At 42.5% G+C, this 26,185-nt stretch carries 33 protein-coding genes, 1 tRNA gene and 1 other annotated feature; of the genes, 26 read left to right on the forward strand and 8 right to left on the reverse strand.

What is annotated here, in order from left to right:
- Window positions 1-76: 76 nt before the first annotated feature.
- Window positions 77-559 (forward strand): transcription elongation factor GreA, encoded by a 483-nt coding sequence (greA, locus tag RXV91_RS08260; RefSeq protein ID WP_316439486.1) that lies wholly within the window; start codon window positions 77-79, stop codon window positions 557-559.
- A 409-nt stretch (window positions 560-968) separates the two neighbouring features.
- Here greA and RXV91_RS08265 read toward each other — a convergent pair whose 3' ends face one another.
- Together RXV91_RS08265 and RXV91_RS08270 are read right to left on the reverse strand one after the other, a co-directional pair.
- Entirely contained in the window at window positions 969-1,670 is a 702-nt protein-coding gene (locus RXV91_RS08265) for a LiaF transmembrane domain-containing protein (protein WP_316439487.1), read from the reverse strand.
- Window positions 1,671-2,126: a LytTR family DNA-binding domain-containing protein gene (locus RXV91_RS08270; RefSeq protein ID WP_316439488.1), complete on the reverse strand. Its 456-nt coding sequence runs from the start codon at window positions 2,124-2,126 to the stop codon at window positions 1,671-1,673.
- 184 nt (window positions 2,127-2,310) lie between these two features.
- Between RXV91_RS08270 and RXV91_RS08275 the strand changes: the two genes are divergently transcribed.
- Complete coding sequence (locus tag RXV91_RS08275) at window positions 2,311-2,613, forward strand: HesB/YadR/YfhF family protein (RefSeq protein ID WP_021731692.1); 303 nt, start codon at window positions 2,311-2,313, stop codon at window positions 2,611-2,613.
- A 109-nt stretch (window positions 2,614-2,722) separates the two neighbouring features.
- On the opposite strand, the gene RXV91_RS08280 is transcribed toward RXV91_RS08275, so the two are convergent.
- The gene (locus RXV91_RS08280) at window positions 2,723-5,371 is read right to left on the reverse strand and encodes a YfhO family protein (RefSeq protein WP_316439489.1); all 2,649 of its coding nucleotides are present in this window, start codon (window positions 5,369-5,371) and stop codon (window positions 2,723-2,725) included.
- 199 nt (window positions 5,372-5,570) lie between these two features.
- Here RXV91_RS08280 and RXV91_RS08285 point away from each other — a divergent pair, with 199 nt between their 5' ends.
- The 8 genes from RXV91_RS08285 (at window position 5,571) to RXV91_RS08320 (ending at window position 11,918) form a co-directional block, all read left to right on the forward strand.
- A complete protein-coding gene (locus RXV91_RS08285; RefSeq protein ID WP_316439490.1) occupies window positions 5,571-7,610 on the forward strand; it encodes a penicillin-binding protein 2 in 2,040 nt (679 codons plus the stop codon).
- Window positions 7,611-7,733: 123 nt separating this feature from the next.
- Window positions 7,734-7,883, forward strand: a complete 150-nt coding sequence (rpmG, locus tag RXV91_RS08290) for a 50S ribosomal protein L33 (RefSeq protein WP_003638573.1) — start codon at window positions 7,734-7,736, stop codon at window positions 7,881-7,883.
- Window positions 7,884-8,030: 147 nt separating this feature from the next.
- Window positions 8,031-8,597, forward strand: a complete 567-nt coding sequence (locus RXV91_RS08295) for a 5-formyltetrahydrofolate cyclo-ligase (protein WP_316439491.1) — start codon at window positions 8,031-8,033, stop codon at window positions 8,595-8,597.
- On the forward strand, window positions 8,584-9,267 hold the full coding sequence (locus tag RXV91_RS08300) for a rhomboid family intramembrane serine protease (RefSeq protein WP_316439492.1): 684 nt from the start codon (window positions 8,584-8,586) through the stop codon (window positions 9,265-9,267). The genes RXV91_RS08295 and RXV91_RS08300 overlap by 14 nt, the downstream gene beginning before the upstream one ends.
- Before the next feature lie 18 nt (window positions 9,268-9,285).
- On the forward strand, window positions 9,286-9,507 hold the full coding sequence (locus tag RXV91_RS08305; RefSeq protein WP_021731687.1) for a YqgQ family protein: 222 nt from the start codon (window positions 9,286-9,288) through the stop codon (window positions 9,505-9,507).
- Window positions 9,508-9,525: 18 nt separating this feature from the next.
- Entirely contained in the window at window positions 9,526-10,488 is a 963-nt protein-coding gene (locus RXV91_RS08310; protein ID WP_316439493.1) for an ROK family glucokinase, read from the forward strand.
- Between the two features lie 117 nt (window positions 10,489-10,605).
- Window positions 10,606-11,244: a Type 1 glutamine amidotransferase-like domain-containing protein gene (locus RXV91_RS08315; protein ID WP_316439494.1), complete on the forward strand. Its 639-nt coding sequence runs from the start codon at window positions 10,606-10,608 to the stop codon at window positions 11,242-11,244.
- A 260-nt stretch (window positions 11,245-11,504) separates the two neighbouring features.
- A complete protein-coding gene (locus RXV91_RS08320; protein ID WP_021731684.1) occupies window positions 11,505-11,918 on the forward strand; it encodes a rhodanese-like domain-containing protein in 414 nt (137 codons plus the stop codon).
- Window positions 11,919-11,967: 49 nt separating this feature from the next.
- On the opposite strand, the gene RXV91_RS08325 is transcribed toward RXV91_RS08320, so the two are convergent.
- Complete coding sequence (locus RXV91_RS08325; protein WP_003640329.1) at window positions 11,968-12,144, reverse strand: DUF3042 family protein; 177 nt, start codon at window positions 12,142-12,144, stop codon at window positions 11,968-11,970.
- Window positions 12,145-12,243: 99 nt separating this feature from the next.
- Here RXV91_RS08325 and RXV91_RS08330 point away from each other — a divergent pair, with 99 nt between their 5' ends.
- From RXV91_RS08330 to RXV91_RS08360, 7 genes are all read left to right on the forward strand, one after another.
- The gene (locus RXV91_RS08330) at window positions 12,244-12,978 is read left to right on the forward strand and encodes a glycerophosphodiester phosphodiesterase (protein ID WP_316439495.1); all 735 of its coding nucleotides are present in this window, start codon (window positions 12,244-12,246) and stop codon (window positions 12,976-12,978) included.
- Window positions 12,979-12,982: 4 nt separating this feature from the next.
- A complete protein-coding gene (gene miaA / locus RXV91_RS08335; protein WP_316439496.1) occupies window positions 12,983-13,918 on the forward strand; it encodes a tRNA (adenosine(37)-N6)-dimethylallyltransferase MiaA in 936 nt (311 codons plus the stop codon).
- Window positions 13,919-14,029: 111 nt separating this feature from the next.
- Window positions 14,030-14,410, forward strand: a complete 381-nt coding sequence (locus RXV91_RS08340) for a MerR family transcriptional regulator (protein WP_021731680.1) — start codon at window positions 14,030-14,032, stop codon at window positions 14,408-14,410.
- A 43-nt stretch (window positions 14,411-14,453) separates the two neighbouring features.
- Entirely contained in the window at window positions 14,454-15,800 is a 1,347-nt protein-coding gene (gene glnA, locus RXV91_RS08345; protein ID WP_316439497.1) for a type I glutamate--ammonia ligase, read from the forward strand.
- 133 nt (window positions 15,801-15,933) lie between these two features.
- Window positions 15,934-16,869, forward strand: a complete 936-nt coding sequence (locus RXV91_RS08350) for an exonuclease SbcC (RefSeq protein WP_316439498.1) — start codon at window positions 15,934-15,936, stop codon at window positions 16,867-16,869.
- Entirely contained in the window at window positions 16,859-17,815 is a 957-nt protein-coding gene (locus tag RXV91_RS08355) for a hypothetical protein (protein ID WP_316439499.1), read from the forward strand. Before RXV91_RS08350 ends, RXV91_RS08355 begins: the two co-directional genes overlap by 11 nt.
- A 16-nt stretch (window positions 17,816-17,831) precedes the next feature.
- Window positions 17,832-18,371, forward strand: a complete 540-nt coding sequence (locus RXV91_RS08360; protein WP_316439500.1) for a dUTP diphosphatase — start codon at window positions 17,832-17,834, stop codon at window positions 18,369-18,371.
- Window positions 18,372-18,414: 43 nt separating this feature from the next.
- On the opposite strand, the gene RXV91_RS08365 is transcribed toward RXV91_RS08360, so the two are convergent.
- From RXV91_RS08365 to RXV91_RS08375, 3 genes are all read right to left on the reverse strand, one after another.
- Complete coding sequence (locus tag RXV91_RS08365) at window positions 18,415-18,753, reverse strand: hypothetical protein (RefSeq protein ID WP_316439501.1); 339 nt, start codon at window positions 18,751-18,753, stop codon at window positions 18,415-18,417.
- Window positions 18,754-18,809: 56 nt separating this feature from the next.
- Window positions 18,810-19,010 carry a hypothetical protein gene (locus RXV91_RS08370; RefSeq protein ID WP_033611728.1) on the reverse strand — a complete coding sequence of 67 codons (201 nt, stop codon included), beginning with the start codon at window positions 19,008-19,010 and terminating at the stop codon, window positions 18,810-18,812.
- 343 nt (window positions 19,011-19,353) lie between these two features.
- Window positions 19,354-19,427 (reverse strand) — tRNA-Arg (locus RXV91_RS08375).
- A 475-nt stretch (window positions 19,428-19,902) separates the two neighbouring features.
- Between RXV91_RS08375 and RXV91_RS08380 the strand changes: the two genes are divergently transcribed.
- Window positions 19,903-20,028 (forward strand): hypothetical protein, encoded by a 126-nt coding sequence (locus tag RXV91_RS08380; protein ID WP_015380266.1) that lies wholly within the window; start codon window positions 19,903-19,905, stop codon window positions 20,026-20,028.
- A gap of 92 nt (window positions 20,029-20,120) precedes the next feature.
- Here the strand turns inward: RXV91_RS08380 and RXV91_RS08385 are convergent, their stop codons facing one another.
- Complete coding sequence (locus tag RXV91_RS08385) at window positions 20,121-20,276, reverse strand: hypothetical protein (RefSeq protein ID WP_003640341.1); 156 nt, start codon at window positions 20,274-20,276, stop codon at window positions 20,121-20,123.
- A 1,225-nt stretch (window positions 20,277-21,501) separates the two neighbouring features.
- On the opposite strand from RXV91_RS08385, the gene RXV91_RS08390 reads away from it, so the two are divergent.
- The 8 genes from RXV91_RS08390 (at window position 21,502) to nusB (ending at window position 26,063) form a co-directional block, all read left to right on the forward strand.
- Window positions 21,502-22,131, forward strand: coding sequence for a TetR/AcrR family transcriptional regulator (locus RXV91_RS08390; RefSeq protein ID WP_251898161.1), 630 nt, complete (start codon window positions 21,502-21,504; stop codon window positions 22,129-22,131).
- 61 nt (window positions 22,132-22,192) lie between these two features.
- Window positions 22,193-22,266 (forward strand) — a sequence feature (ribosomal protein L21 leader region).
- Between the two features lie 22 nt (window positions 22,267-22,288).
- Window positions 22,289-22,597 (forward strand): 50S ribosomal protein L21, encoded by a 309-nt coding sequence (rplU, locus tag RXV91_RS08395; RefSeq protein ID WP_003640343.1) that lies wholly within the window; start codon window positions 22,289-22,291, stop codon window positions 22,595-22,597.
- 21 nt (window positions 22,598-22,618) lie between these two features.
- Window positions 22,619-22,954, forward strand: coding sequence for a ribosomal-processing cysteine protease Prp (locus RXV91_RS08400; RefSeq protein WP_021731672.1), 336 nt, complete (start codon window positions 22,619-22,621; stop codon window positions 22,952-22,954).
- Window positions 22,955-22,978: 24 nt separating this feature from the next.
- Window positions 22,979-23,257 (forward strand): 50S ribosomal protein L27, encoded by a 279-nt coding sequence (rpmA, locus tag RXV91_RS08405; RefSeq protein ID WP_003638594.1) that lies wholly within the window; start codon window positions 22,979-22,981, stop codon window positions 23,255-23,257.
- Window positions 23,258-23,448: 191 nt separating this feature from the next.
- On the forward strand, window positions 23,449-24,513 hold the full coding sequence (locus tag RXV91_RS08410) for an aminopeptidase P family protein (protein WP_316439502.1): 1,065 nt from the start codon (window positions 23,449-23,451) through the stop codon (window positions 24,511-24,513).
- Window positions 24,514-24,583: 70 nt separating this feature from the next.
- On the forward strand, window positions 24,584-25,141 hold the full coding sequence (efp, locus tag RXV91_RS08415; protein WP_003638596.1) for an elongation factor P: 558 nt from the start codon (window positions 24,584-24,586) through the stop codon (window positions 25,139-25,141).
- A 47-nt stretch (window positions 25,142-25,188) separates the two neighbouring features.
- Window positions 25,189-25,647, forward strand: coding sequence for an Asp23/Gls24 family envelope stress response protein (locus RXV91_RS08420; protein ID WP_316439503.1), 459 nt, complete (start codon window positions 25,189-25,191; stop codon window positions 25,645-25,647).
- Window positions 25,644-26,063, forward strand: coding sequence for a transcription antitermination factor NusB (gene nusB, locus RXV91_RS08425; RefSeq protein WP_021731669.1), 420 nt, complete (start codon window positions 25,644-25,646; stop codon window positions 26,061-26,063). Before RXV91_RS08420 ends, nusB begins: the two co-directional genes overlap by 4 nt.
- The last annotated feature ends 122 nt before the right edge of the window (window positions 26,064-26,185 follow it).

Here is a 26,185-nt window from a genome sequence, read left to right on the forward strand (position 1 = left end):
TGGAGTTTACTTTTAAAATCTGAAATGGTAGGCTGGTTTTTGATAACTATATTGAGTATTTGAGGAGTGAAACACATTGGCTGAAGATAAGACATATCCAATGACAGAAGAAGGGAAGGCCAAGCTTGAAAAGGAGCTTGAAGACCTTCGGATTAATCAGCGTCCAGAAATTATTAACCGCATTAAAATTGCACGTAGTTACGGGGATTTATCAGAAAATTCTGAATATGAATCAGCAAAAAATGAACAAAGCTTGTTAGAAAACCGGATTAAGACGGTTGAACACATGCTTCAATATGCTGAAATCATTGATAGTGATAAGATTGACGAAACGGAAGTCTCCGTTGGTAAGATTGTCACGTTCAAAGAGTTACCAGATGAAGAACCGGAAAGCTATACCATTGTTGGGGCTGCTGAAGCTGATCCAATGGTCGGCAAGATTTCTAATGATTCCCCAATCGCCAAGGGCTTGATTGGGCATCACGTTGATGAAGAGGTCTCCATCAACATTCCAGCCGGTACCATGACGGTTAAGATTTTAAAGGTTGAAAACGCGTAATTAAAAAAGGTTGTTTCAAGGTAGCACATATCTTGAAACAGCCTTTTTTAATTGGTGGTCAAATTGAGCTGCCTAGTAGTTGTTATTGAGTAATGAAAGTTGGCTATAAAAGATTGCTTGCTATGGACAATCATCCTGAGTGACACTGCTACCTATGAGTGACGAAAAATTACTTGAGATCGGCCGGTTTATGTCAGGGTGCCCATCTTTAGCGGGTAAGCTGGGGCTGACGAATGGAAAGGCCGGTCACATACTGTGTTGTCCTTAGGCTTAAGTACGGTAGCCGTGCGTATTGATGAAACAGTGTGCTGCATTACTGGCCTAAAGTTGTAGGGCCTAGTGATTAGGGCAAAAACGTCCAGGTTAACCGCATCTTAGCTGGTTGACCTGGACGTTTTTGAAGCCTGTCTTAAATATAAATAATTCGAAGTTCACCAAGTGAGACACTACCGCTTAGTGTGATACGCGGACCAACCGTAGTCGGGCTGCCTTCAAACGAAATGTGACCCATTGAATTACTGAGACTATCTTGTACTTGCCAAGTTTTTGGTAAGTACAACTCCAAGCTACCCAATGAGACGTCGACGTTAATGATAGCTTGATTTTCTTGGATATCAACGTCATCAAAATAAATTTTGGCACCGGCCATCGACACGTTCAGATTAGCAGAGCTAAAATGGTCACTGTGAACATAGCGGATACTATTGCCCAGGGATAAGTCTAAATTAACGTGGTCATCGCTAATTGTGCCCGTTGATGTATTATCATCACCGTGGTTATGATGATGATGGTCATGATGGTGATAACGATAACGTGGCCGAATTAATAGCCCTAGTCCAATGCTTAATAATAAGGCAGCACCCAGAATGGTCCATGGCACAAGTTTGGTAATACCAAGTGGCTGTGCGTAGATAATGGCTAAGAATGCAAGGGCAAAGACAACGCCCGGCATGTTTAAATAACGGAGACTACTAATTAGTGCGGCAATTAAAATTAAGGTTAGAAACAGGCTCCAGGCACTGACACGGAAGGTGAATAGGCCCAGTTGACTGACGACAAGGATCACGGCGCTTGCAATTAAGAAGACTGGCCAGAACCAATTTTTACGCATTTATAACAGTCCTTTCTGTTCAAGACATTGCTTGAGATCGTGGTAATAACGCCTCGAAGCATATAATTGTTTAGGTGAGTTGTGAAACGCAATCAGGTTACCAGTCAGCGTCTTAGTTAATGAATAAACCTGTTGGGTATTGACGATTGCTGATTTAGCGACCCGCATAAAGTGGGTTGGTAATTCAACACCCACAGCGCTCAGTGACCGGGGCACCCGGTAAACCTTGTCAATCGTGTGGGCAGCGACTTGATGACCCGTAGCTTCAATAAATAGAATCTGAGCGAGAGGCAACTGAATCAGTTGTCCTTGTTGTGAAACGGTTAACGTAGCGCTCATTACTGAAAAGTTTTCGAGGGCGGCAATGAGAGTGGCCGCCTCGGGATAGTCCGTTGGAATGTGAAGGGTGATCGTCGGCAATGTAATGTCAGGGTCGGGTTCAATGTTCACCTTCATGGGTTTCACCTCCTTGAATAATCTAAGTACACCATAAACTAAGGTATCTGTAAATCACGATTTCCTTAGTGGTCATATTAACAGCGCAAGTGGTCAATTGCTTGCTCACTGACTGGCAATGTTGCGTTTTGAGCGTAAAAAGGTCACAATAGCTGTAAACGATTTCAACAATGAGGTGGCAATAATGAAAATAACGATTACAGATGCGGCTAGTCAATGGTTTCATGACGATATGGGGGTTACAACGGGTAACGGCGTGCGGTTTTACGGTAAAACCTATGGTAAGACAGCGGTCCACAGTGGCTTTTCAATTGGAATTATGCGCGATGATGAGCCGCATCAACCGATTGCCATGGTTGAAAAAGATGGTGTTAATTACTATGTCAATGACCGTGACGAGTGGTTCTTCAAAGGGTATGATCTAACGGTCGATTATGATGAGCAAAACGATGGTCCTAAGTACGACTATATTCCTAATAACGAGTAAGTCGTAGCGTTGATCGGGTTACTATCAGATATAATTATTGCTGAAAAAATCAGTGCCACTAGAAGTTACAATTCTAGTGGCACTGATTTTTTAATGACTAATTGGTTAATTACAAAGCTTGTCGACGTCGGCGCCGAACAAGCACCCAGCCAACCGTTCCTAACGCACTGACCCCAGTAATGAGGCTACCAGTGACTAAAAATGGTGGCCGATACGTTAAAGTGACGGTGTGCTTACCTTTACTTAAAGGAACGGCAACAAAGGTATTGATCACTTTCTTGGTTGCCACCGTTTTACCATCGACAGTGGCGTGCCAGCCCTTAGAGTATGGAATGGTCGTCATCAGGACTTGATGTTGATGCTTAATATTGATCGTCCCGGTAATTTTACGACTCGAATGGGCCGTAATGTTCCAAGGCGACTGTTGAAGCTTATTAGCAGATTTCTTAAATTGGCTATTATTCAACTTGTAGAGGGTGAAGTTTTGTAACCAGAGAGAGGTCTTCTTCATCTGAATCCCAAAGGTGACGGTTTTACCCTTACTATTAGAAGCAACGTTAACGGCGATCGTGTGCCGGTAAGTTGGGTACTGCTTAAGCTCTTTACCATTAATATAGTAACTAGCATTCGAAGTTGTTAAGTTCTGTCCTAACGTGATGTAATAGGAATCATTCGTCGTAGGGGTGAACTTAAAGTAAACTGATCCTGTTTTAGCGAGATTTTGTTTGTTGAGTACGGCACCAGTCAGTGTAGTGACTTTTTTAACGTTTTGGAAGACCACTTCGTTAAAGTTTTCGGCGCTGATCAGCCCGCTGGTAGAACGATTAGCTAAAGTTTGGTAAATCAATTCTTGCCGGGCAATCGGATCACCAGTTGTTTTTGAAACTTTTAAGCTGGTAATCTTATCAGATGCCGCAAATCCTAATCCTAAGGCGTACGGATTTTTATAAGTCGTTACTTTGCTGGTGCTGAGCTTAGCCGACTGCTTGTAGTTCGTCAAATCCTTTTTCGTACTTGTTACCGGAATATAACTCCGATAATTAGTGTTATCGGTTTGGTCAGTTGGTACGGTCTTATCCATAAAGTACTGCATGTCGAGTAACGAATCAGTAATCATGGTCCCATTAGTGTAAGCAACCACGCCATCGCCATCTGGTTGACCAATTGAACCGAAGAAGTTCGGGATAATACTTTCAAAGGTTGAACTAAAGTGATCAGCACCATTATAAGCTGCTTGCATCGGATCATCTTTAGTTCGGGTGAAGGTCTTGCCAATCCGGTAAAAACCATTGTTGCTAGCTTTGATTTTATTAACCGCATTGTCAAGGACTTGCGTGTATTTCCCAAACTCGCTCTGTGACACATATGAAATGTTATTCAAGGAAGCTACCACGTTGATTGACATATCAGTCGCAACTAAGATTAACGCGACAATTTGATAAATTAGCCGTCGTTCCTTCGGTAGCGTTAAGAAAATCAAAGTAATGGCTGCTAAGGCAATCGTGATTAAAAGATTAGCTTTGGTAACGTAGCTGACTTTCTTAATGTTCAAGTAAATCGTTGTAAACAAAGCGACCAGCAATGCGAGCATCGTTAGAGCTTGCCAAAGTTTGATCGTTATTTTGTCTGTCAGCGCTTGGGCCCCAATCCAGACGATCCAGAAACAGAAGACAAAGGAGAAACGGTAGGGGTACCAAACTGGAAATTGGCCCGCATGCCACAATAAATCAAGTGGTTCGTAACAAAATGATAAGATAAGTGTTGCGGTCACAATCAAGGCACTCAACTTCACGGACCATTTGAACTGGCGCCGTAAGAAGAAGAGTACAAAGGCGAGGACTGCTAACCATGCCACATAGAAGTTCGGTTGACCGGATGGCATCTGATCAAAGTTGAAGGTACCAGTGACGAACTTGGCTAATATCTTCCAAGGTGCGTATTCAAGTTTCCAATGAATCTTGGTCACGTTATATTGAGCCTTACTTTGAACGAGCGCCCAGAAAGTTGGTAATAGCAACCATGCGGAGAATGCAACACCTAGCAGGCCGCCCCAAGCAAATTTGAGGGCGTGAGTTGCTAAGGTCTTCATGTTTTGCCAATACTTAGTTGCGCCATACAACCAGTACAAGCAACTAAATAAAATGACCATGTAGCCCATGTAATAGTTGTCAATCAACATGACGGCTAGCCAGCCGGCGAAGTAACGAACTTTACCAGTTGTAAATAAGCGTTCTAGCCCCAGAATGACTAAGGGTAAAATGGCGACGGTATCTAGCCAAATCATATTCAGTTGGTTAGCGACCATCCAGCCCATCAATGCGTAGGCGGTACTAAAAGTTGGCACCAACCAACCCTTTTGCGTCTGCGTTTTAGTCAGTAGCCAGGCGAAGGAAAGTCCTGCAAAACCGTACTTTAATACAGTGACGATAAAAATACCGGTAGTGATTGATTGACCAGGGAACAATAAGTAGATTAAATTAAAGGGACTCATCAAGTAATAAGCCCAGACCCCCACCATCTCGCCACCAATGGTTTTGGAGAAGGAATAGAAAAAGGCACTTGGGTCATGTAGCAGGGTATGACGGAAATAGGAAAATAAGTCAACGTATTGTTGGCCTAAATCGACCGTTAACAGACTACTTGATCCAAAGGGAGCCATGTGCCGATAAATAAAATAACCGGTCATGATCAGTAAAGGTAACCAAAAACTGATCCATAATGGCCATGTGTGTTTATCAAAAAAACGACGGAGTTTCAAAAAATGCCACCTCAATCTCTAATAATTCACAGCCAAACAGAAAAATAATCAAAAAAACATTAAAATCCGTAATAACGGCTGAAATTTTTATGTCTATCGTTTAGAATAACATAAGTATGGTATTTATCTAGGATTGCTAGTATCATCTGGTAAATTTTTGCGAAATGTTTACCAAATTAAGAATGGGAGCGCCTGAGAATTGAAATTGTTTAAGAAAATTACGATAAATCGTGATCCCAACAAGTCGCATATTCCATTTCGGCTGAACTTCTTGTTTTTTATTGTTTTCTTGTTATTTGCTGCGTTAATTGCGCAGTTGGCTTACTTACAAGTTGACTACGGACAGAAATTCCGAAGCACAGTGAATTCAGCCAATAATACGACGGCTACGGGAAACGTTCAACGGGGATCGATTTATGATTCAACCGGTCGGGTCTTAGTGGGAAATAAATCTCACCAAGCGATTCAATACACGAAGGGGCTGTCAGTTGCGTCAACTAAGATGTATGAAGTGGCGAACAAGTTAGGCGAGTACTTAACCATTCCAACGGATACATTAACGGATCGTAACTTGGCTGATTATTACTTAGCGGGGGCGGCGAATTTAAAGTCGGTTGCTAAGAAGGTCAAAACGTCTAGCGATGATGATGTTTTGTATGCACGGGAAGTTGCTTATGCGGAAAAACACATCATTAATAATTTAACGGCTACGCAAAAAAATGCGGCAGCGATTTATTATAAGATGAGTTCGGCATACTCTTTATCAACGGTTAATATCAAATCGACTGGTGTGACGAGTACGGAGCTTGCCGAAATCGGTGAGCACCAATCCGAAATGCCAGGGGTCAAGGTTGGGACTAGTTGGACAAGAAGTTATCCCAATGGGACTGATTTAAGTAGTGTACTTGGAACGGTCACGACTGAAAAGCAAGGATTGCCTAGTGATAGCATTAAGACGTTACTAGCAGAAGGTTATTCTCGTGATGATTCCGTTGGTCAAAGTCAATTGGAAAAACAGTATGAGAATGTCTTGCGTGGAACTAAGTCACAGACTGAAGTTAAGACACAGGATGGGGTCATCCAAAAGGAAATCAAGAAGTATGGTGGTCAAAAGGGTGACAACGTCCAACTAACGATTAATGCAAAATTCCAGAAGAAGGTTCAAAGTATCATTATGTCGGCTGCCAAATCTGTTGGTAGCGGGAACCCTTATTCACCAGGGGCGTATGCAGTTGTTTTAAATCCTAAAACTGGTGCCGTATATGCACTGGCTGGTGCTAGCCGTAACTTGTCGACTGGTAAAGTTTCTGAAAATGCTTTGGGCACTATCAATCAATCTTTTGTTATGGGTTCCGTTGTCAAAGGGGCTACGGTTATGGGGGCCTTACAAGATGGCGTTATTACGCCAACTAACAGCACCTTGACTGATACGCCAATTAAGTTAGCTGGGACGGCCGCTAAAACGTCGTGGTTTAATAAGACTGGTAATACAAACTTAGCTTTGAACGCTTCAACCGCTATGGAAGTTTCCTCTAACTCCTATATGATGCAACTGGCCATGAAGGAAGGCAACTTCAATTATGCTTCTGGCAAAGCCTTGACAATGTCTAATTCGATTTTCTCAAAACTTCGTGGTTACTTTAACGAGTTTGGGTTAGGGGTCAAAACTGGAATTGACTTGCCGGGTGAAGCATCTGGATACCAAGGTAGTTCGAGTCAATCACAAATTGGTAAGGCGTTAGACTTGTCTTATGGAAACTACGATGCTTACACGACTATTCAAGTTGCACAATATATCGCGACTATGGCTAATGGTGGGAGTCGGATTGCGCCGCACGTTGTGTCTGCTATTACTGGAACTAAGAATGATGGGACACAAGGTGTCGTTAAGACTAATGTAAGGTCGCGCGTGCTCAATACGATTGACGTGCCTTCATCTTATTTTGATGTGGTTCACCAAGGTTATTGGGATGTGGTTCATGGAAGCATGACACAAAGAACAGGTAGTGCGCTAGCTGATATATCTCCAGCGGTCGCAGCGAAGTCTGGAACTGCTGAAACATTCCATGGAACAACTTCAACGGAAACATTGAGCCTAGCCACGTATGCGCCATACAAGAATCCTAAAGTAGCAATTGCGATTGTATTTCCTGGGATGAATGACAGTACTACTAGTAAAATTAATATGACCACTGCGCAGGAAATTTACAGTGCGTTCTGGAAATATTATAGTAAATAAAAATGTGATTTTCCGTACCAGTATCTTAATTGATACTGGTATTTTTTAGTCATTAATGGTATAGTAGTTCAAGTTAAGGGTTCCGGCCCTGTAATATGCGAATGAGTTTGGAGGGTCAACAACATGCGGGTACACATTACACTTGAATGTACAGAATGCCATGAACGTAACTACTTATCTTCAAAGAACCGCCGGAACAATCCGGACCGGGTTGAATTTAAGAAGTATTGTCCACGGGAACACAAAGTGACATTACATCGTGAAACAAAATAACAACGGGGACTCCTGTTGTTTTTTCTGTAACATTGTCATCAGACAATGGGTTTCTCATTTGTTGGCAACTGCCAAATTGAATTTTCAATTTGACATGTTAATGAATGAGATTTTTTTATACCAATTTTATTTTTGGGGGTGTCGTACGTGGATAAAAAAACGTTTCGTAAGCAACAGCTGGAACGACTAAGCCAAATGACGTCGACGGATCGTCAGCAGCAAAATCTGGCGCTACAGACCCAACTATTTACTAGTTCAACTTGGCAAGCTGCACGGACAATCGCCATGACTATTAGTAGTGGGATTGAAGTGGCAACTCGCCCATTGATTGAACATGCGTGGGCGGATGGTAAAATGGTGGTTATTCCAAAGACATTGCCAAAGCGACAAATGGCATTTTACCCTTATCAGGAAGCTAGCCAGCTTGAACGGACAGCTTTTGGTATTTTGGAACCTGTTTCGGGTGAACCGGTGTCTAAGCAACAAATTGGTTTAATATTGGTTCCTGGTCTTGGATACAGTCGTGATCAGCGCGCCCGCATTGGCTTTGGCGGTGGTTATTATGATCGCTATCTAGCCGATTATACTGGCAAGAAGTTGACGCTTGCTTATGACCAGATGGTCTTTGAACACGCCGAGTGGCCAGTTGATCGATACGACGTCTTATTGGACGAGCTTTTGGTGGCAGGGGATGAACAACATGACAAGAATTAGACGTTGGTGGCAAACCGAACCAGCAATCACCCAGGTTTTATTAGGAATTACGGTAGCTGTCTTTTTGATTGAATGGTTGATGGGTGACGGCGCCATGTTGGTTTTTAATTCGCTAGGTGCTAAAAATAATCAGGCAATCGTGGCCGGTCAGTGGTGGCGTTTTGTGACACCGATGTTCTTACATATGGGACTCACACATATTGCACTGAACGGCGTTGTGATTTACTTTATGGGGATGCAAATTGAAGCGATGTACGGCCATTGGCGAATGCTGGCGCTTTACATGTTGGGTGGCATTAGTGGTAACATTATGAGTTTTGCACTATCCAGCAATCAGTCAGTTGGTGCTAGTACGGCTTGCTTTGCCCTATTCGGCGCTTTTTTGACGATTGGCGAATCGTTTTGGGAAAACCCAGTAATTCGGCAATTAACGAACCAGTTTTTATTATTGACGGTTTTGAATCTGGTGTTCGATATGTTCTCTAATGGTATTGATATTTGGGGGCATGTTGGGGGCCTTGTGGGTGGCTTTTTACTGGGCTACGTACTGGGTGTACCACGGATTGGCAAGATTGCACCATTGAAGCGAGTCGTGGCGGCAGTTGTTCTAATTATTGGCTGGTTAGCGTTATTAAAAATGGGTTTTACAAATGTTAATTTAACTGTATAATTAATCGAGGATATGCACATGAAAACACTTTACGACGTCCAACAGTTACTTAAAAAATTTGGCGTGTACGTGTACGTGGGTAAACGGATTTGGGATATTGAACTAATGGCAATTGAGATTGATCATCTCTATCAAGCTGGTGTGATTGACCCGAAGATGTATGCGCGCGTTAAGCTCGTATTGAGTCATGAGCACCGGATAGAAGCAGAACACGCCCGTGAAGACGCGGCGCATGACTAATTGGAGGGATTTAGCAACATGGAACGTAAGTTAATCGGAGTCGACCTTGGTGGCACGACAACTAAGTTTGCCATTTTAACGGAAAATGGTGATATTCAACAAAAGTGGAGTATTGAAACCACGATCTTAGATGAAGGGGCACACATTGTACCTAACATCATTGATTCCATCAATCATCATATTGATTTATACAAGATGGATCGTTCACAGTTTATTGGAATTGGGATGGGTACTCCTGGGACTGTTGATTTGGATAAAGGCACTGTTATTGGGGCCTATAACTTAAACTGGAAGACTTTACAACCGGTTAAAGAACAAATCGAAAAAGGAACGGGCATCAAGTTTACTTTGGATAACGATGCGAATGTTGCCGCACTCGGCGAACGTTGGAAAGGCGCTGGTGAAAACGGCAGCGATGTTGTCTTTGTAACTCTTGGAACTGGCGTTGGTGGTGGTATCATTGCCGATGGCCGTTTACTGCATGGTGTTGCGGGTGGCGCCGGTGAAATCGGCCATGTGACGGTTGAACCTAATGGCTACATGTGTACTTGTGGCAAGAAGGGTTGTTTGGAACAGTATGCTTCTGCAACAGGTGTGGTGCACGTTGCCCGTGATATGGCTGAAGAATTCTCCGGTGATTCTAAGCTGAAACAATTATTAGACAATGGTGAAGAAATCAGCTCGAAGATTACCTTTGATTTAGCTAAAGACGGCGATGTCTTGGCTAAGCGAGTTGTTGACCGTGTTTCCTATTACTTAGGGCTGGCTTTAGCTAACGTTGGTAATACGATGAACCCATCGTCAATTATTATCGGTGGTGGCGTTTCAGCGGCTGGTGATTTCTTGTTGAACCAAGTAATCAATTATTTCAAACAATTTACGTTCCCAACAATTCGTGACACAACGGCTTTGAAGTTAGCAATCCTGGGTAACGATGCTGGGGTTATCGGTGCTGCTTCGCTAGCTCAGCGGTTTATTTAAAGTAATGATAAGGAAGCTTAGAAGTGATTTCTGAGCTTCTTTTTTATGATGATATTCTAGACTAGTTATTAACGATCTGAAAATTAAATGGATTAAATTATCGATGGGAGGCCGGCGATGTCAAACCTATTATTATCCTCACGCGCGTTTTGCCATGTGACATTGACACACGCTTTTCTAGCTTTAGTGTCCCCGGTTGATCGTACAACTGCGAAGATTGTGATTATTGTTAATTCGGTCAACAACGGTAAAAAGCATCCCAAAATGTTGGAATTGCAACAAACGGTGCGACGACTTGGTTTCGTGGACGTTCAGCTCTTAGATGTGTTAACGGATGACTTGACAGTGCTAGATACAGCGACTGCCATTATCTTGAATGGTGGTTACGAGTTTTTGCTGTTAGAAAATTTACGGCAGATGCACTTGTTACAGCGGCTACGACAGTTGGCATTGGCTGGCAAGCCCATTTATGGGATCAGCGCGGGGGCTATCTTGTTAGGCCCTGATTTGGATCTATATGCACAACTGTACCCTGAAGATAACACCGAACGGCTGACGACGACAACGGCGATTGGCGCGACGACTATTCGAATTTACCCGCATTATGAGGTTCATTGTGAGCTTAACCCACAATTGCCACACCTAATCGCTGATTGGGAGCGGCAAACCGGCGTATCAGTCACCTGTCTGACTAACGATCAAGGTTTATTATTGCAGGGATCACGGGTACAGCTGATTGAACGAAGTAGCAGTTGAATCACAAGTTTTAGGTGGCTACAGCGGTTACTATTAGATGCAGAATAGCGTTAAGACTGCATTGCATTGGTTTACGATATTCATAATGCTGGCACCTAAGCCAAGCTTTACTTAGATATTAATCGATTGCAAGTATTAATTGATGATATCAAAGAGTGTGGGATCGTCAATAAAGGTTAAATCAAGCCTTTTACCGCTTACCCCTAGTAAAAGTAAGCGGTTTTGTGTAAAATAGGTAAGTAGAAATTAGGAGGGATAACGTGGTTTTAGGTGCATTGAGCGGTCTGACTTATGTTAACATTGTGTTAGTTATCATAATTGCGGCCTACTTTATTTATGAGTTGTATAGTTACATTCGGCGGCGACAAGTGTCCACGATGCTGGACGAAGAAGCCTTTCAGGCAGGAATGCGTAAAGCACAAGTTGTTGATTTACGTGAAAAGAAAGAGTTCGATGCGGGCCATATTTTAGGTGCGCGAAACATCCCATTTAACAGTTTGAAAGTACGGATGAATGAACTTCGTAAGGACATGCCGATCTATGTTTATGATCAAACCCATACGTTAAGTACACGGGCCGTGGTAACATTAGCTAAGAATGGCTATTCACAGCTCTATATTTTAAAGCCTGGCTATGCGCGTTGGGAAGGTAAGACGAAAAAAGCGAAGTATTAAAAAATGGCGGCTAGAACAAAAACTTGTTCAGCCACCATTTTTTAGTTAATTAACCGTTGTGAGCAGAGCGACTTTTGCGCATTGCCTTTTTACGGTTTTCTTCGAATTTGTTTTCTTGGTCTTCAATGGGGTCAACAACTTGCTTCTTAAATGATAAGACGGAACCGATTACGGCACCAGCAGTTGCGACGACTCCAAACAAGAAGCCACGGGTAAATGATTTCATTAGTAAAACCTCCTAGCTATTGTTAGTTTTATTATGCTTGTTTTACGTGGAGATAGCAATCAATTCAAACTAAATTTTAAAAAAGTGGGGTGAAAAGTGATGCTCACCAAGATTATTGCACACCGTGGTAGTAAGGGCACCCGGCCAGAAAATACGTTACCCGCATTTATTGCGGCGATTGAGGATGGTGCGGATGGCATTGAGACGGACGTTCACCTGTCACGAGATGGTCACCTGATAATTATGCACGATGAACTTGTTGACCGCACGACTGATGGGAACGGTCGCATCGTTGATCACACGTTGGCAGAACTAAAGCAGCTAGATGCAGGTCGTAAATATAGCCCGGCCTATGCGGGGACGCCAATTCCAACGTTAGATGAAGTGGTTCAGTTATTGATCCAGCGAAATTTTACGGGTATTTTTAATCTAGAAATCAAAACGAACAAAATTCATTATGAAGGTATTGAAGACCTTGTCGCGGATTATTTCAAGCATCATCAGGTACCATTTACACTGGTCTATTCGAGCTTTTATGGTAAGTCGATTGAACGATTGCATATTTTGCAGCCCGATGTTGAATCGGATAGTTTATTTAAGACCAAGGTTCAAACCGCTAAGCGGCTACATGCGCAGCATATTGTTTTAGGTTATCACCCAGATATTCGTTGGGTTCGCTTTCACTGGTTTTTACTTCCCAAGGTTCAGCTACGGCCGTGGACGGTTAATACCGCACGTGATATGCGGTTTTGCTATCGGCATCGCTTTGCGGGGCTGATTACGGATTATCCGGGATTGGCGCGTGAAGTTCGCAAACAAATTCAAGGAGGTTAAGTGAGTGACGGCAACAACTAAATATAAGGTATTATTAATTGCAGGTCCGACGGCAGTAGGTAAGACTGCATTATCACTAGCACTGGCAAAGCAGTTGAATGGTGAGATTATCTCTGGGGACTCAATGCAAGTTTATCGTCATTTAGACATTGGTACGGCTAAAATTATGCCGGCTGAACAGGCCGGCATTCCCCATCATCTAATCGACATCAAAGATGTCAATCAGCGTTTTACGGTTGCTGAATTTGTTAGTCGGGCCACGACATTGATTAATGGAATTAGTGCTCGCGGCAAGTTGCCGATAATTGTCGGTGGCACTGGCTTTTACTTACAATCCTTACTGGCAGGCTATCAATTTGGACCAGCCGATAAAGCCCCTGATATGACGTATCGACAGGTTTGGTTTGACCGAGCAGCAGTTGAAGGGCCCCTGGTGGCGTGGACAGCACTCCAAGAGCGTGATCCGCGAGCGGCGGCCGCCATTGCGCCTGCTAACCTGGTTCGCGTTGTTCGTGCGCTAGAATACCAGCATACGACCGGTCAACGGTTTTCTGATCAAGCCGATACGGTCAGTGAGACGCTTGATGCCTACACATTATGTCTTACGGCGGACCGGACACTATTGTATAACCGGATTAATCAACGTGTTGATCAAATGGTAGCAGCAGGATTGGCACAGGAGGCGCGCTGGTTGTTCGACCAAGGTGGGGCAACTATACCAGCCGGCAAGGGTATCGGTTATCATGAGTGGTTCCCATATTTTGATGGGGAACAGTCGCTTGATGAGACGATTGCGGCTATCAAACAAGATTCACGACGCTACGCAAAACGGCAATTGACTTGGTTCCGTAATAAGATGACGGTTGATTGGGTCAACTTATTGGAACACCCCGAACTACGAGCCTCAATTGACCAGCAGCTAGCTAGTTGGTTAAGCTAAATTATAAATTGGTATACCTTTGATAAAACGTGTGATATTTTCTAACATGAATGATTGACATTCAATGATAACATTGCTAATATTAAGTCTGTATTAAAGAGGAGGGTCGTTATGAAGGAAAAGGAACTGCGTCGCTCGTTAGCTGTCTTACCAATTGGTACGGTTATGAAGCTGACCGATTTGTCCGCACGACAAATTCGTTACTATGAAGAGCAGGCATTGATTACGCCGGAACGTAATGCTGGTAATCGGCGGATGTTTTCGTTAAATGATATTGATCGGTTACTTGAAATCAAGGATTTTTTAGCGGATGGCATCAATATGGCAGGAATCAAAGAAATTTATGCGCGCCAAAAGCAGCGGGCTGAACAGAAACAAGCTGATTTGGCTAAGCCACTAACTGATCGCGATGTGCGCCGCATCCTTCATGATGAATTCCTGAATCTCGGAGGTTTGCAGTCCGACAAGGGTCCCAATTATCCGGCACGTTAAGGTATTTGCATCCGTTAGTCAATAAATTTAAGGAGCGATTTTCATGGCAAAACAGTCCTATTCAAAAGACGATATCCGCCGCATCGTCAAAGAAGAAAACGTTAATTTTTTGCGGTTAATGTTTACTGATTTATTTGGCACAATTAAGAACGTTGAAGTTCCGGTTTCACAACTCGACAAACTTTTGGATAACAAGTTGATGTTTGACGGTTCATCCATCGATGGTTTTGTTCGGATCGAAGAAAGTGACATGTACCTGTATCCTGACTTGTCAACTTGGTTGATCATGCCTTGGAATACGGAACATGGTAAAATTGCACGGATCATCTGTGAAGTTTACACCGCTGACCGTAAGCCGTTTGAAGGTGACCCACGGAACAATTTGATTCGTGTCTTGAATGACATGCGGGAAGCAGGGTATACGTCATTTAACTGTGGGACTGAACCTGAATTCTTCTTATTTAAAATGAATGAAAAGGGCGAACCAACGACTGAATTGAACGATAAGGGGAGTTACTTTGACTTATCGCCAATGGACTTGGGTGAAAATTGTCGTCGGGATATTGCACTTGAACTCGAACGTCTTGGCTTTAACGTTGAGGCCAGTCATCATGAAGTTGCTCCTGGTCAGCATGAAATTGATTTCAAGTATGCGGATGCGTTGTCGGCGGCTGATCATATTCAGACGTTCAAATTAGTTGTTAAGACGATTGCTCGTAAGTATAATTTGTGGGCAACTTTCATGCCTAAGCCGTTAAACGGTGTTAATGGTTCCGGGATGCATGTGAATATGTCTTTATTCCATGATCAAGGGAATGCTTTTTACGATGCAAATGACAATAATGGCTTAGAATTGTCATCCGATGCTTATCATTTCTTAGGTGGCTTGATGAAGCATGCGCGTTCTTACACGGCTGTTACGAATCCAACGGTCAACTCATACAAACGGTTGGTTCCAGGATACGAAGCACCAGTGTACGTGGCTTGGTCAGCCTCTAACCGGTCACCAATGATTCGAATTCCAAGTGCACGCGGCTTATCAACACGTCTTGAATTACGGAGTGTGGATGCATCAACTAATCCATATTTAGCCTTTGCAGCAGTGCTGGAAGCTGGCTTAGATGGTATCAAGAATGGCATCGAACCACCAAAGAGTGTTGATCGTAACATTTATGTCATGGATGAAGATGAACGTGCAGCAGCTGGTATCGATGACTTACCATCAACGTTACACAACGCCCTGAAAGAATTCCAGACAGATCCAACAATGAAAAAAGCGTTGGGGCCACATATTTATCAGAGTTTCTTGGAAGCTAAACGGCTAGAATGGGCATCATACCGTCAGCAAGTTAGCGAATGGGAACGTGATCAGTACATGGAACTGTATTAAATAACGAATTAAGATTAAAGTAAGACGGTTAGGGCACCTTAAATGGCGGACTAGCCGTTTTTGTTATAAAATTAGTAAATTGTGGTGTTAGCCTTTATTAATGCATCAATTTTCGGTAACATTAAGAATAGCAATGCAATTCAGCAAGTTTTCAATTATTATTGATTGCAAGGAGATTATTATGGAAAAACAAAATCAGCCTGATCTTGAAAGACAAGATCAACCTACGCGCGCGCTTACGAAGCGACTTCAACAAAAGTTAGACTATGTAACTACGGTGCGCCAAGCAATTACGGCTGGTGACGACCGGTTGATCTATGAATTGATCGATGGTGACCATTATCACCAAGCCTTACTTAATGAGGAACCGGATCCAACCCGTAATGCCCAAGTGGATTTAATTACGGATGTTTATCCGGCAATCAGTCACTACTTGAGTACTAAGTTAATTGATTATTTGGCTCATGAATACCCATTCTTCTATTATGAGGAAACGCAACTCGGTGAGTTTCAGATTTATTTTGGTAACTGGTGGGATCGGCGACGCTTTGGCAAATTAAACGTGTTAAAAGTGGCGTTTGAATTCAGTTCAGAAGAATATAATAAATTACAAAAGACTTTTGAATTGGCGCCAGCCCATAAGCGATTTAATACAGACCGTATTCAACAGATCTCGGCTGGTAGTGATCAGCTCCAGAAGCTAATTGACGCTCAATCAGAACGAGATGCTCAAAAAGAAGAATTACGCAAGCAACTGAAAGAAAACGGGCAACGTAACTCGTTGTTTGATTCTGGCCGGATCAAAGAAGAACGCCAACAAATTATTGATCAATTATCTAAGTTGGCCGATGAAGATGAACAGGCCAACAATGCCCACGCCACTATGAAAGATAATGAAGCTAAGATTTTAACGCTTTCTAAGGAAGATACGATTTTAGCTTACGAAAAGCAAGCGATTGAAAACGCCTTTAAGAGCTTTGAGAATTTTAATGAGCGTAATCGTAGTCTTTATGTGGACTACTTGACCACGCTGATCGGGAAGGCGCAGGTAGCGGCTGATGGCGAATAATACGGACAAACAGATTGATACGGCAACATTGAGTACCCATGGTAAGTTGAGTACGTTCAACGAAGGTCTTAAAAAAGGACTCGCTAATGGTGAAAAGTTCACAGCTCTCATGGATCAATTGATTGACACGGCTGATGGCGAGACTTTATTAGCTGCTGCGCAACAGTTAGCGGATTTTAAACTAGATACGGCCTACGTGACGTTCCCACACCAATATCAAAATGCGGATTATTACTTGATTTTCATGAGCCGGTTATTAGGGATGCATGGTGATGAACAAGCCGTACTGAACTCACAACGGCATACTGAAGCTTTATACCATGTTTACGGCGCGTTGACGGATGATTATACATTCTTGTACCAAGTTGTTGATAAGGGGAATGGCGGTGCCTATTACCGCGAACAAACGACTGGTGAAAATTTATTTTATATTCATTTAGAACGGCGCTTATTGCGATTCAATAGTTCGGCGTTTACAAATTTATTTATTAATAAGTTGTTGTTAAAAGGGACGGGCGTTGATCAAATCAACGTGGTGCTAGCAACGCTAATTAAGTTTGGACATTGCTTACAAGATGATTTTGGCTTTAATGTCGATTTCAATATTTTGGACGTGGCTAATGTGGCCAAATATGAATTACGTGCTGCTGACCTTGATCGGGCGATTGTTGATAAATTATTCGTAAGTGCCGCTGAAAACGATTATATGTTACGCAATTCGCAACACGGCCAGGGTGCTCAAATTGAACTGCGGCCAGGCTTGACCGTTGATATTTTTGATGCGGCTGAGGCTGATGGAAATCGAAAATGGGTATTAACTGTCCATGATCCTGAACAAGCAGTCTCATGGTTTGATGTGTTGTTGCATTTTGGTTTTATGCGTGATTGGTACTTGGATAATATTGATTCGCTAGAAATAAAAGCGGATCCATTAGTATTTGCTTAAGTAACGGAGGAATTTGATGCTAGAATTAACAACGTTATTGCAACAATCAATCCGCTTAGATCGTGATATTACAGCGCGTCAGCAGATTCATTGGCGGCCACGAGAACGATTGCAAAATGCAATGGTTTCGCTGGACGTGGAACTAGCTGAGATGGCGAATACGTCGGAGTGGTTTAAAGTTTGGAAAATTCACCGAGGCAAGGCTGACCCAGATAAGACACACCGGGAAACTTTGTTGAATGAATATGTGGATGCCATGGATTTCTTTTTTCTTGTTTCGGCTATTCAACAGTGGACACATTTAATACCAGTTACGGCAGAACAATTGACCAGTATCACGTCCAAGCCAACAACGGATTTGAACAAACAGTATTTAGCAATTAAGCATTTATTATATGATGCCTACTTTAATCATCGTCAGGAAAGCTATCAGCACGCTTGGCACGTTTTCTTAAAGATCGGTTTAGTTGACTTTGGGTTTGATCAAGATGAGATTCAAGCAGCTTTTACCGCTAAAAATCATGTTAATGAGCAACGTCAAGCGAATAACTATTAAAAATAACCTAATTACGCGAGCAGTTCACGTAATTAGGTTATTTTTAAGCATCGGCGATTAATTGTGCCTCGTTATCTTTATCTTGAGCAACCAGCTCATTGACTTGGTCGATCAGTGTTTGTCGCTGGTCAAGATCATCGTCGCATTCAAAGAAAGCGCCGAGTTCTTCAGCTAGGGTGTCTTTGCCCGCATCCATATACCGGAAGTCATGACTCGTAATCGTATAGTGCTGCTGATCTGGCATCCGCACAATCACGCAACCAGTGGCTGATTTTCCCTTGGACGCTTTGTCAGTGAATTCCACGGCTAGCACGTAGGGAGCGTCGGTTGAACGATCCTTGATGGCGTGAGCGATATTCCTAGTAATTGCTTCAAGTTTCAATTGTTTCACCTCAGAATATATTATACGCACTATTGAGGCGGGATGCGAGAATTGTTTTAGTCTAAGCGTTGTTCGGCCTTGCGGTTCTGTTCAGCGTAAAAGATATTGAAGGCGCGGTGGGCACTGATGACGAGGCGGTAATGATGCTGCGCGACTAACAGATTATTACGGAATTCAAAAGTGTCGCGGCCTTGTTGAATAAACGTTAGGGTGTCGTTGAGATAGATATTATTAGTTAAGCCATGGCGTAAAAGCATTGTTGATTCCCCCAGTATTCGATAAATTGATTGTACTACTTTGGTGGTGCGCGCTGCTGGTGAGGGCACTTGATTGTAAATTGTTGATGTAAACTCGGTTAATTAAGAAAAATGGTTAACCAATGCTTAAATGAAATATAGAAGTACTCAATTTTGAATGAATGTCGGTGTTTGATAAAGCCTGTGATTTTGTTATTTAATTGTCAGGCTGGTAATAATATTATGACAGTTCATGGTTCTAAATCACAATAAGCGAGTTGTGATTTAGAACCAAAAAGCAATCCTGTCAAAGACGGTTTGACAGGATTGCTTTTTTGATTATTTACATGCGGGTCGCTATTAATGTCACGAGTGAGACTTGAACTCACAACCCTCCGCTTAGAAGGCGGATGCTCTATCCAGTTGAGCTACCGTGACAACAACAAGATTAATTATAGTTAAGAAGCGGAAGTGTGTCAATTTTTATTTGGCTTTTCGTTAATCTGAAATGCTAAAAATGACAGTTGGCATGAAGGATTTTTTTGAAATGTAATATTTGTAACAAAAAGAAACTGAATTTAAGTAAGTGCTTTTAGCATTAGGTATAGTAATAATATGAGCTGATGAAATTGAAATTAAAAATGGTGAAATTGTAAAATCATGTGATTGCCGAAATTTAGATGCGATAAAACAACACTATGTAAATGCTGTAATAGCGGTAACTAAACCTCGTCGTAATCAGTTTGATTTTTTAAAAATTGGTATTACATATTGGTATCGAAAAAGCTAATTTGGCCAAGAATATTTAAGAAAAGCTAAAGAAACTAACAAAACTGACTAAAATAGTTTATTTTGCTTGAAATGTTTCTGTAACAAAACGATAATGATCACGTAACAAGGAAGGAGAATTCTTATGGGTTCAGTATTTGCAATTGTCGGTATCATCGCCATCGCTGGTGGGATTCAATATTATTCAAACTTTGTTGCCAAAGAAAATGCAAGCAGTAAGCATTTCACTGCTTCCCGTAATGACCGTTAGTCAACGGGAGTTCTTGAACTTGCACATTGGCATTATACAATCAATCAATTAAAAAAGAACTGCTCACTATAAGATGAGCAATTCTTTTTTAATTACTTGATTTTTGGTGTTTTTTCGATGGTGTCAGTCTTGCCGGCAGCCCAACGTTGGATAGCAGCAACTTCTTTTTCGCGACGAATGCGCTTTTGCTTCCCAGCAACTGGCCGACGTGATGCCCATGTGTTATATGGTTTTGCAACAACAGTCATAAGAGTATGTCCCTCCTTTGATTAGTCCAATAACGACTATATTAAACAAGAATAGTGTACATTGCAACCGAATTAACAGGAAAAGCCAGACTTTTCCCAAAAATTGCATTATTAGTATAACGGTTATTTCGGTCGCTTGTCAAGATAAAATCCTTTACAGCGTGCATAAAGGTCTTTTTTACTATTCGTTAACAACGCATTGTACTAGTAAATTTGTCATGAATCATGATTAAAACAGGCCAGTTAGTTGGATTACTATTCGTCATTAATATGTGCGTTCTAGGCCGACCTCCGGGGCTGGGTGCCAATTGCTGGAACAGGGCGGACGTCGATTTGAACTCACGCAGAAGCCCACTGCGCAATTTCAAATACGAGTCTTCTTCTAGCCCGGGAACACCACCCGGACAAGAAGAACTTCGCCCTTGAGCATTGTCACCCAGCCCCTCCAGTCTCAAATCTGCGCGGAGCCGTGAGTTGAGACCGAGCATTGTCTAGCCTACAAATTAATGAGGTTTGCATTAGTCCGTTGGCATGGTAAGCACAGGTTTCAGTGGTACCGAGCACGTTTCAGGGCTGCTCGAATGGCTGATAAACGATCACGCTGCTTGGTACAATTGATTGTGGAATAGTTGTTGTGTGGTACTTTTAGCTAACCATGGTGTTAGTCTAAGTCAGTTGTTTGAAACGCTTAATTATTAGCATGGTAACTAAAAAACGAATAGCTGATTGCAGTTACTACCAACCCAAACAATTGCAGCTTAAGCTGTTGCTGTATATGAAACAACGACTAGTTTAATTAAAGTTGAGCCCATCAATAACTGCCATTTAAATACAATCCCGGCAGGAATGCCTGGAAGTCGGCGTAAAACGCGCTAATTAAATAATTTTTCTCTAAATTGCACGGCTCTTCAGCGGGGCTCAGCTGGTAGCTTTTAAACTTAGAAATAACCATTTTTAATTATGATTCATGACAAATAATAACTAGCACAATGCTTATTAACTGTAAATGTGTAGCCATAGACATCAAGGACCGCGATATTAACGGTTGATGCGATTGGGTAAACATGCAAGTCTGCCATTGTCTCGTTAAAGATAATCGTAAAAGTTGTTTAGATGTGATGGGGTGTTAGACGGAATTGAACTATTTGTCCGGCTGATTATCATCTGTTAGACGTTCCTGATAATTAATGTTATATTAGTTATGAAACGAAAGTAGGGAGCGAATATGAGCCATGAAATGGATCCGCGCGTCGATAAAACTCGGCGCCGTTTGCGGCAAGCATTAATTACATTATTACAGACAGAAACCGTTGATAATATTTCTGTGCAGAAGCTGACGAGTACCGCCTCGATTACACGGGGAACTTTTTATTTACATTATAAAGATAAACCAGCATTTGTTGATCAGGCTTTGGATGACTTGGTCAGTGAATTGTTCGCGGCGGCAATCGTAACGGTTTCGGTGAGCGATATTATGACGAATCCACTTGATCCGTTGCAACGCGTACAAGTTTTCTCATTGTCAAAGGCGTTATCGTATATTAGTCAGCACGCCGAAGCGTTTGAGACGTTATTGTTAGATCAACGCCAGTTAGCAGTTAATCAGCGGATCAATCAGCAGATGACGACGTGGATGACGAAATTTTATCATGACTTTGAAGACCAGTTTGCAGATTTGGAAGTGCCGGTTAGTATTCAAGTTGCATACTATGTGGCTGCTACGGTCGGTTTGATGACCGATTGGCTGGCCAATGATATGATCTATACGCCACATTATTTAACTAAGTGCATCAAGAAGATGCACCATCTGATGGCGGTCGGTAGCATTAGCTTTACGGACTTTTTTGTAAACTGAAATCAATCCTTGACTATTATGAAAAAATTTGATAATATTTTCCTGTTGTATTTGTGGACTTCTACAGCTACAACCGCACGGATTGAGTCTTAAGTTCAGCAATGGCACTTATATTCGGCGAGTCTAAGTGATTCATAATTTAAGGAGGTGCACAAACGTGTACGCAATTATTGTAACTGGTGGTAAACAATATAAAGTTGAAGCAGGCCAAGCAATTTACGTTGAAAAACTTGACGCTGCAGCTGGCGACAAGGTTACTTTTGATCAAGTAGTCTTTGTTGGTGGTGACACAACTAAGGTTGGAACGCCGACTGTTGATGGTGCGACGGTTGAAGGTACTGTTGAAAAGCAGGGCCGTGACCGTAAAGTGGTTACTTTCAAGTATAAGGCCAAGAAGGGCCAACATACGAAGAAGGGTCATCGCCAACCATACACTAAGGTAACGATCGACACAATTAATGCATAATTAAGAAAGTAGGCATTCCTTATGATTCAGGCAACCATTTCTCGTAATGCAACCGGTCAAGTGACCGCTTTTAAATTGACGGGACATGCTGATTCAGGTGCTTATGGACAAGACATCGTTTGTGCGGCGGTTTCGGTGTTAGCAATTAGTACAATCAATGGGATTGAACAAGTTGCCCACTTACAGCCCGCAGTGCAAAGTGATGAAACTAATGGTGGGTTACTAATTGCAGATTTTACTAAGTTAGACTTAGCAAATTCCCAATTACAAACTTTACTTGAAAGTTTCACACTTGGTTTGAACGATGTGGCCACGAATTACGGTGATTATATCCGGGTTCGTGAACAAACAAGATAACCACATTCGGAGGTGGACTTTACTATGTTAATGAACTTGCAATTCTTCTCTCACCATAAAGGTGGCGGTTCAACTGCCAACGGTCGTGATTCAGCTGGTCGGCGTTTAGGCGCTAAGCGGGCTGACGGCCAAACTGTTAAGAATGGTAACATTCTTTATCGTCAACGCGGAACCCATATTTACCCAGGTGTAAACGTTGGCCGTGGTGGCGACGATACATTATTTGCAATGGCTGACGGTGTCGTTCGTTTTGAACGCAAAGGTCGCGACAAGCGCCAAGTATCTGTTTACCCAGCAAAATAATTTTTGAAGAGCCTCTGCATGGAGGCTCTTTTTTTGTGAAACAATCCGGGCAGGCGTGCTAGTTAATCAGTTGTTAGCCAACGCTGCGGGCTAACCGATGTATCGCTGGTTAGTGGGCTTCAACAAATCGTTACCTTCAGCTTTTAGAAAGTTTGGTATAATAAAGCATGGGTTATGATGGGAGTGACGATATGAAGAGTCGAGTTGAACGGTTACAAAAACAGTTTGATCAGTTAAAAATTGATGCGTTCTTAGTCTCGAGTGAGGCTAATTTACAATATTTAACAGGAATGGCGGATATGGCTGGTGATGGTTATTTATTGGTGCTGGCCCAGGGTGTTTACCTGATTACGGATGCCCGTTATCAAACAGCCTTTGCTGATCAGTATGATGATCAACACTTAATCATTACTCGTGACTATCTGGGGGCAGTTTGCGATATTATTGCAAACACGCACACGGGGGTCATGGGTTTTGAAGCCGATATTCCATATGCCGCATACAGTTATTTGGACGAGAACTTGGTCAGTGATTTGGTAGCCTTACCAGACGTGGTTGATGATCTTCGAATCACGAAGAGTTCTGATGAAATTGACCGTCTACGAGCGAGTGCTCACTTAGCGGATGCTGGCTTTGAATATGTCACAAGTATTGTACGGCCAGGGATGCGCGAAGTTGATGTCAGCAATTTACTAGATGCGTTTATGCGGACGCACGGTGCTAGTGGGCCATCGTTTACGACGATCGTGCTCGGTGGCGCGCGGGCGGCTTTGCCCCACGGAACCGCCTCTAAAGCTGTTTTGGCAGCCGGTCAACTTGTGACGCTTGATTTTGGTTACTTCTTAAATGGTTATACGTCTGATATGACACGGACGTTTGCATTAGGAACGCCAGATGCGAAGTTGGTCACAGCTTATCAGGCAGTTCAAGCAGCCCAACAAGCCGTGGTTGACCAAGTCAAAGCGGGGGCGGCAACCGCCCAGTTGGATGCCGTGGGCCGAGATTTACTGACGAAGGCCGGTTATGGTAGTGCTTTTAACCACGGAATGGGCCATGGCATTGGCTTAGCCATACACGAAGGCCCGTTGATTTCCAAAAATACAACGGCAACCTTAGTTGCAAATAGTGTCGTGACCGTGGAGCCCGGGGTGTACTTCCCAGATTTAGGCGGAATGCGGATCGAAGACGATGTCTTAGTGACCACCGATGGGCATGAAAGATTGACGACAGCGACCCGGGATTTACTGATTTTATAGTTAAGACAGTTGCCACAGCGGCTCGGTCTTGTTATAGTTATAAGGATATATTCGAGGAGGATTTTTAAAAATGATTTCAACTGCAGATTTTAAAAATGGTTTGACGATTGAAGTAGACAACGCAATTTGGCGCATCGTGGAATTCCAGCATGTTAAGCCTGGTAAGGGTGGCGCATTTGTACGTTCAAAGCTTAAGAATTTACGGACGGGTGCCGTTCAAGACAAAACGTTCCGGGCCGGCGCGCGGATGGAACAAGCCCCAATTGAAAAGAGTACGATGCAGTACCTTTATGCCGATGGTGACAGTTATGTCTTCATGAATACTGAAACTTACGAACAAATTGAAATTCCTGGCGATCATATTCAAAACGAATTAAAGTTCTTGAAGGAAAACATGGAAGTTCAAGTAACTCTCTATAAAGGTGAAGTGTTGGGCATTGATTTGCCAAACACGGTAACCCTAGAAGTTGCCGAAACTGAACCAGGAATTAAGGGTGATACGGCTTCTGGTGGTTCCAAACCAGCAACGTTGGAAACGGGTGCGATTATTCAAGTGCCATTCTTCGTTAAGGCGGGCGACAAGTTGATCGTTAACACCGTTGATTCCACTTACGTTTCACGGGCTTAATTTTAGTAAACTAATACCGGCAAACATGGAATTGGAGGAATGTCAAAATGGCTGACAGTAGCAACATTACGTTACAAAGCAAAGAACCCAGCTTAGGACAAATTCAAATTGCACCAGAAGTGCTTGAAATAATCGTTGGTATCGCGGTAAGCCAAATTGATGGTGTTAACCGGATGCAAGGGACGATTTCTTCCAGTGTCAATGAGTTGTTCGGTCGCAAGAAGAATCTTGGTAAGGGTGTCAAGCTAACAATCATCGATGATCAGATTAGTGTTGATGTGTACGCATACTTAGACTATGGTGTTTCAGTTCCGAAAGTTGCCTTGGCAATTCAGGATAAGATTAAGCAGCAAATTCTATTTATGACTGATCTTGCATTGAGTGAAGTCAATGTTCACATTACTGGTATTGTGACTGAGAAGACTGAAAGTGCCATTGATCCAAACAATCTGTTTGGTGATGAAGATACCCAGACCGATGAAAATGAAGATGGTGAAGAATCGTGAGTTTAACGCGTCATGAAATCCGAGAAAAAGCATTTCAAGCGTTATTTGCCCTGAATGCTAATCCGGACGCTGATGAAAATCAGTTATTCCAACAGTTACTTAACCCTGAAGAGGCGGATGCAGTTGAAATTCCTGCGTATTTAAGTACGTTAGTAACTGGTGTTCGTGAACATCAAGCGGAATTAGACGCTCAAATTCAGCCCTATTTGAGCCAGACGTGGTCATTAGATCGGCTGGCTAAGACTGATTTGATTATCTTACGAATGGCGTTCTTTGAATTGCAGTTTGTTGACGACGTTCCAACTAAGGTCGCAGTTAACGAAGCAATTGAATTAACGAAGGCGTTCAGTGATGACCGGTCTCGAAAATTCGTCAGCGGTGTGCTTGGTAAAGTGGTTAAAAACCAAGCTAATTAGTCTAAAACCGAACAATCTTATGTTCTACCGTAAAAGTCTGGCAATTTGCCAGACTTTTTTTAATAACTTATTAGTAAACCGGTCATAAATCATCGTAGTGAATATGCTAAAATAAGACCAGA

This window comes from Lactiplantibacillus sp. DA1 (assembly GCF_032681335.1).
Classification (GTDB): Bacteria; Bacillota; Bacilli; order Lactobacillales; family Lactobacillaceae; genus Lactiplantibacillus.

Coding starts and splice junctions, on each gene's coding strand:
- RXV91_RS08340 (WP_021731680.1), top strand. CDS start 14,030: ATGAAGGAAAAGGAACTGCGTCGCTCGTTAGCTGTCTTACCAATTGGT.
- glnA (WP_316439497.1), top strand. CDS start 14,454: ATGGCAAAACAGTCCTATTCAAAAGACGATATCCGCCGCATCGTCAAA.
- RXV91_RS08350 (WP_316439498.1), top strand. CDS start 15,934: ATGCAATTCAGCAAGTTTTCAATTATTATTGATTGCAAGGAGATTATT.
- rpmA (WP_003638594.1), top strand. CDS start 22,979: ATGTTAATGAACTTGCAATTCTTCTCTCACCATAAAGGTGGCGGTTCA.
- efp (WP_003638596.1), top strand. CDS start 24,584: ATGATTTCAACTGCAGATTTTAAAAATGGTTTGACGATTGAAGTAGAC.
- RXV91_RS08305 (WP_021731687.1), top strand. CDS start 9,286: ATGAAAACACTTTACGACGTCCAACAGTTACTTAAAAAATTTGGCGTG.
- RXV91_RS08410 (WP_316439502.1), top strand. CDS start 23,449: ATGAAGAGTCGAGTTGAACGGTTACAAAAACAGTTTGATCAGTTAAAA.
- RXV91_RS08315 (WP_316439494.1), top strand. CDS start 10,606: ATGTCAAACCTATTATTATCCTCACGCGCGTTTTGCCATGTGACATTG.
- RXV91_RS08300 (WP_316439492.1), top strand. CDS start 8,584: ATGACAAGAATTAGACGTTGGTGGCAAACCGAACCAGCAATCACCCAG.
- RXV91_RS08265 (WP_316439487.1), bottom strand. CDS start 1,670: ATGCGTAAAAATTGGTTCTGGCCAGTCTTCTTAATTGCAAGCGCCGTG.
- rpmG (WP_003638573.1), top strand. CDS start 7,734: ATGCGGGTACACATTACACTTGAATGTACAGAATGCCATGAACGTAAC.
- RXV91_RS08360 (WP_316439500.1), top strand. CDS start 17,832: ATGCTAGAATTAACAACGTTATTGCAACAATCAATCCGCTTAGATCGT.
- RXV91_RS08275 (WP_021731692.1), top strand. CDS start 2,311: ATGAAAATAACGATTACAGATGCGGCTAGTCAATGGTTTCATGACGAT.
- RXV91_RS08400 (WP_021731672.1), top strand. CDS start 22,619: ATGATTCAGGCAACCATTTCTCGTAATGCAACCGGTCAAGTGACCGCT.
- RXV91_RS08370 (WP_033611728.1), bottom strand. CDS start 19,010: ATGCTTTTACGCCATGGCTTAACTAATAATATCTATCTCAACGACACC.
- RXV91_RS08385 (WP_003640341.1), bottom strand. CDS start 20,276: ATGACTGTTGTTGCAAAACCATATAACACATGGGCATCACGTCGGCCA.
- RXV91_RS08380 (WP_015380266.1), top strand. CDS start 19,903: ATGGGTTCAGTATTTGCAATTGTCGGTATCATCGCCATCGCTGGTGGG.
- RXV91_RS08390 (WP_251898161.1), top strand. CDS start 21,502: ATGAGCCATGAAATGGATCCGCGCGTCGATAAAACTCGGCGCCGTTTG.
- RXV91_RS08310 (WP_316439493.1), top strand. CDS start 9,526: ATGGAACGTAAGTTAATCGGAGTCGACCTTGGTGGCACGACAACTAAG.
- RXV91_RS08325 (WP_003640329.1), bottom strand. CDS start 12,144: ATGAAATCATTTACCCGTGGCTTCTTGTTTGGAGTCGTCGCAACTGCT.
- RXV91_RS08420 (WP_316439503.1), top strand. CDS start 25,189: ATGGCTGACAGTAGCAACATTACGTTACAAAGCAAAGAACCCAGCTTA.
- RXV91_RS08355 (WP_316439499.1), top strand. CDS start 16,859: ATGGCGAATAATACGGACAAACAGATTGATACGGCAACATTGAGTACC.
- RXV91_RS08330 (WP_316439495.1), top strand. CDS start 12,244: ATGCTCACCAAGATTATTGCACACCGTGGTAGTAAGGGCACCCGGCCA.
- RXV91_RS08270 (WP_316439488.1), bottom strand. CDS start 2,126: ATGAAGGTGAACATTGAACCCGACCCTGACATTACATTGCCGACGATC.